This window comes from Streptomyces alkaliphilus, assembly GCF_014141535.1.
GTDB lineage: Bacteria > Actinomycetota > Actinomycetes > Streptomycetales > Streptomycetaceae > Streptomyces > Streptomyces alkaliphilus.
In genome coordinates this window covers 1-3,445 of record NZ_VKHT01000563.1, presented here as the reverse complement: position 1 = coordinate 3,445, position 3,445 = coordinate 1, and the positions used below count along the sequence as shown (strand labels likewise).

The window sequence follows — 3,445 nt, the reverse complement described above, 5'->3', positions numbered from 1 at the left end:
GTCCTCGCCCCCTCCGCCCCGGGCCTCTTCGGGGAGGCGCCCCGATGACCACCGAACGCATGCGGGAACTCCTCGCCCAGGGCACTCTCGACACCCTCCACATGGTGGGCTGGTCGGGCCTGATCACCCTGGTGGGCGGCCTCCCGCTGGGGCTGCTGCTGGTCCTCACCGACCGTGGGGGCCTGTTGGCCAACCGACCGGTGAACAAGCTCCTGGGCGTGGTGGTGAACATCGGCCGCTCGCTGCCGTTCATCATCCTGCTGGTCGCGTTGATCCCCTTCACCCGTCTGTTGGTCGGCACCTCCATCGGGCCGACGGCCGCCATCGTGCCGCTGGCGGTCGGGGCCATCCCCTTCTTCGCCCGCCTGGTGGAGACGGCCGTCCGGGAGGTGGACCACGGCCTGGTGGAGGCCGCCCTCGCCATGGGGGGATCCACCGTCACCGTGGTCCGCAAGGTGCTGCTGCCACAGGCACTGCCCTCCCTGGTGGCGGGCCTGACCACCACCGTCATCGTCCTGATCGGCTACTCGGCCATGGCCGGGGCGGTCGGTGGCGGAGGACTGGGCACCCTCGCCCTGACCTACGGATACCAGCGCTTCGAGACCGACTTCATGCTGCTGATCGTCGCCGTGCTCGTGGTCCTGGTCACCGTCGTCCAGCTCGCCGGCGACATCGTCGTCCGAGCCCTGAACCGCCGGGAGCGGGCCGACGCCTGATCCCGGACCCACCGTTCCCGGCCACCCCGGGACGGACGCGCCCCGCGCGCACCGCACCGATCCCCGACCCGGGGCCCGTGCGACCCGAGTACCACCCGAGTACCACCCGAGAGAGAGAACCACCCGTGCGCACCCGCCTCACCCCGGCCGGCCTGGCCGGCGCCACCGCCCTCACCCTCGCGCTCACCGGCTGCGGCCTCGACTCCGGCGAGGCGTCCGCCGCCGGCGACGGACAGGGCGACGAACTCGCCCTCACCGTCGCGGCCTCCCCGAGTCCGCACGCCGACATCCTCGGTTTCGTCCGCGACGAGCTGGCCCCGGCGGCCGGCCTGGAGCTGACGGTCATGGAGTTCACCGACTACGTGCTGCCCAACACCGCCCTGCAGAACGGCGAGGTGGACGCCAACTACTTCCAGCACCGCCCCTACCTGGACGACTTCAACACCGCGCAGGGCACCGACATCGTCCCGGTGACCGATGTCCACCTGGAGCCGCTGGGCCTGTACTCCGGTGTGGTCGCCGACCTCGCCGACCTCGTCGACCTCGCCGCGTCCTCCGAGGGCGTGACGGTGGCCATCCCCAACGACGCCACCAACGGGGGGCGTGCCCTGCGGCTGTTGGCCGACCACGGTCTGCTCGAACTGGCCGAGGGTGTCGGCGCGGCGGCCACGCCCGAGGACGTCACCGACGCCCGCGGGCTGAACCTCACCGAGCTCGAGGCGGCTTCCCTGCCCCGCGCGCTGGGAGACGTGGACGCGGCGGTCATCAACGGCAACTACGCACTGGAGGCCGCGCTCGTCCCCGCCGAGGACGCCCTGGTGCTGGAATCGGCGGAGAACAACCCGTACGCCAACATCCTCGCGGTGAAGGCGGGTTCGGAGGAGAACGAGGCGATCGGCGTGCTGGCGGAGCTGTTGCGCTCCCCGGAGGTCCGCGCCCACATCGAGGAGGCCTACGAGGGCTCGGTGCTCCCCGCCTCCTGACGGTTCCCCCGGCGAGCGACGGGGGCGGGGCGCCACGCCTCCCGCACGCCGTCCCGCACCGGTGTCCCCGCCGTGCCCGGCGGCGGGGACACCGGTGGGTGTCCGGCCGAATCCGAACGGTGCCCGAACGACGCGCCCGACCCGTCCGGGGGGCGGTCGTGCGCGGAATGCCGGGATGCTGCATGCTGTCCCCTCCGGACCCCGGCGTTGGAGCGGCGCATGACTTCCACCTTCCCCGACATCACCATCAGCACGGAACGCCTCGTGCTGCGCGCGTTCGAGGAAGCCGACCTCCCCGAGTTGGTCGAGATGATGAACGACGAACTCTGCGCCGCCTGGACCTCGGTCCCCACCCCCTACACCGAGGCCGACGGGCGGGACTGGGTGCTGCGCCGAGCCCCCGCCGAGCGGCTCTCGGGGCGGGGTCTCGTCCTCGCCGTCACGGAGTTGCTGACCCAGCGTCTGGTCGGCAGTGTCCACATCCACCACGTGGACCACCGCACCGGCGCGGCGGAGATCGGTTACGCCGTCGCGCCGTGGGCCCGGGGCGAGGGTTACGCCGCCGAATCCGTGCTGGCCGCCGCCCGCTGGTTGTTCGGGGACCAGAAGTTCGAGCGTCTGGAGTTGCGCACGGCGGCGGCCAACACCGCCTCCCAACAGGTCGCGCTGAAGGTGGGGTGCCTCAGCGAGGGGGTCCTGCGCAACGCCGCCATCGTGCGGAGCCGCACCGAGGACGGCGGATGGACCGACCTGCGCACCGACGTGATCGTGTGGGGCCTCCTCCCGGAGGACCTCGATGACACCGATGACCCGGTGGACCCGGATCACGGCGGTGCCCCCCGTCCCCTTTGACCTTGCCTCGACCCGCCCGGGGCGGAGGGGAGCCCTCGAGCCGCCCGGGGCCCCGGCGTCACCCCCTCGGTTCATCCGCCCGACCCCGGCCCCGTCGCGCACCGCGGGACGCCGGTTGAACACCCCGCACCGGGGCCCCGGTACCGCCGGGCGGGGCGGCGCGATTCCACCGGCGGGCGCACACGATACGCTCTCCGCGCCCACCTGCGACAAGTCCGGGAGATCACTGGCGATGGCCGACCGCGTGACGGTGATCGGATGGGACGGAACGCCTCCGTCCCCGGCGGCCCGGGCGGCGTTGGACGCCGCCACCCTGGTCGCCGGTGCCCCCAGACACCTCGAGGCGGCGGAGGTACCGGAAGCCGCCGAACGCGTGCCGTTGGGCAGCGTCGAGCGCGCCGTGGAACGCATCGTCGTCCACCGGGGGTCCGCGGTGGTCTTCTCCGACGGTGACCCGGGCTTCTTCGGGGTGCTGCGCGCCCTGCGCGACCCGCGACACGGCCTGGAGGTCGAGGTGATCCCGGCCGTCTCGGCGGTCTCCATCGCCTTCGCCCGGGCCGGGATGCCCTGGGAGGACGCCCGGGTGGTGACCGCCAACCGTCGCACCCTGCGCCGTGCGGTCAACGTCTGCCGGGCCCACCCCAAGGTCGCGGTGTTGACCTCGCCGGGGGCCGGCCCCGCCGAACTGGCCCTCCTGCTCGGCGAGGAACTGCGCACCTTCGTCATCTGCGAGGCACCGGGCACCGGGGGGGAGCGGGTCACCGTGCTCACCTCGGACCGGGTGGCACGGCACCGCTGGACCGACCCCAACGTCACCATCGTGGTGGGCGCCCCCGGGACCCCGACGACTCCCCTCACCGGCCGCGGCGGCCCCACCGGCACGTCCGCCACCCC

At 73.4% G+C, this 3,445-nt stretch carries 4 protein-coding genes; all 4 read left to right on the top strand.

Annotation, left to right across the window (positions count from 1 at the left end):
• Window positions 1–44: 44 nt before the first annotated feature.
• Entirely contained in the window at window positions 45–716 is a 672-nt protein-coding gene (locus FNQ90_RS16730) for a methionine ABC transporter permease (RefSeq protein ID WP_182607120.1), read from the top strand.
• Between the two features lie 125 nt (window positions 717–841).
• Window positions 842–1,699: a MetQ/NlpA family ABC transporter substrate-binding protein gene (locus FNQ90_RS16725; RefSeq protein WP_182607119.1), complete on the top strand. Its 858-nt coding sequence runs from the start codon at window positions 842–844 to the stop codon at window positions 1,697–1,699.
• Window positions 1,700–1,918: 219 nt separating this feature from the next.
• Entirely contained in the window at window positions 1,919–2,551 is a 633-nt protein-coding gene (locus tag FNQ90_RS16720; protein WP_143622789.1) for a GNAT family N-acetyltransferase, read from the top strand.
• Between the two features lie 232 nt (window positions 2,552–2,783).
• A partial coding sequence (gene cbiE, locus FNQ90_RS16715) for a precorrin-6y C5,15-methyltransferase (decarboxylating) subunit CbiE (RefSeq protein ID WP_182607118.1) occupies window positions 2,784–3,445 on the top strand: 662 nt, incomplete at its 3' end.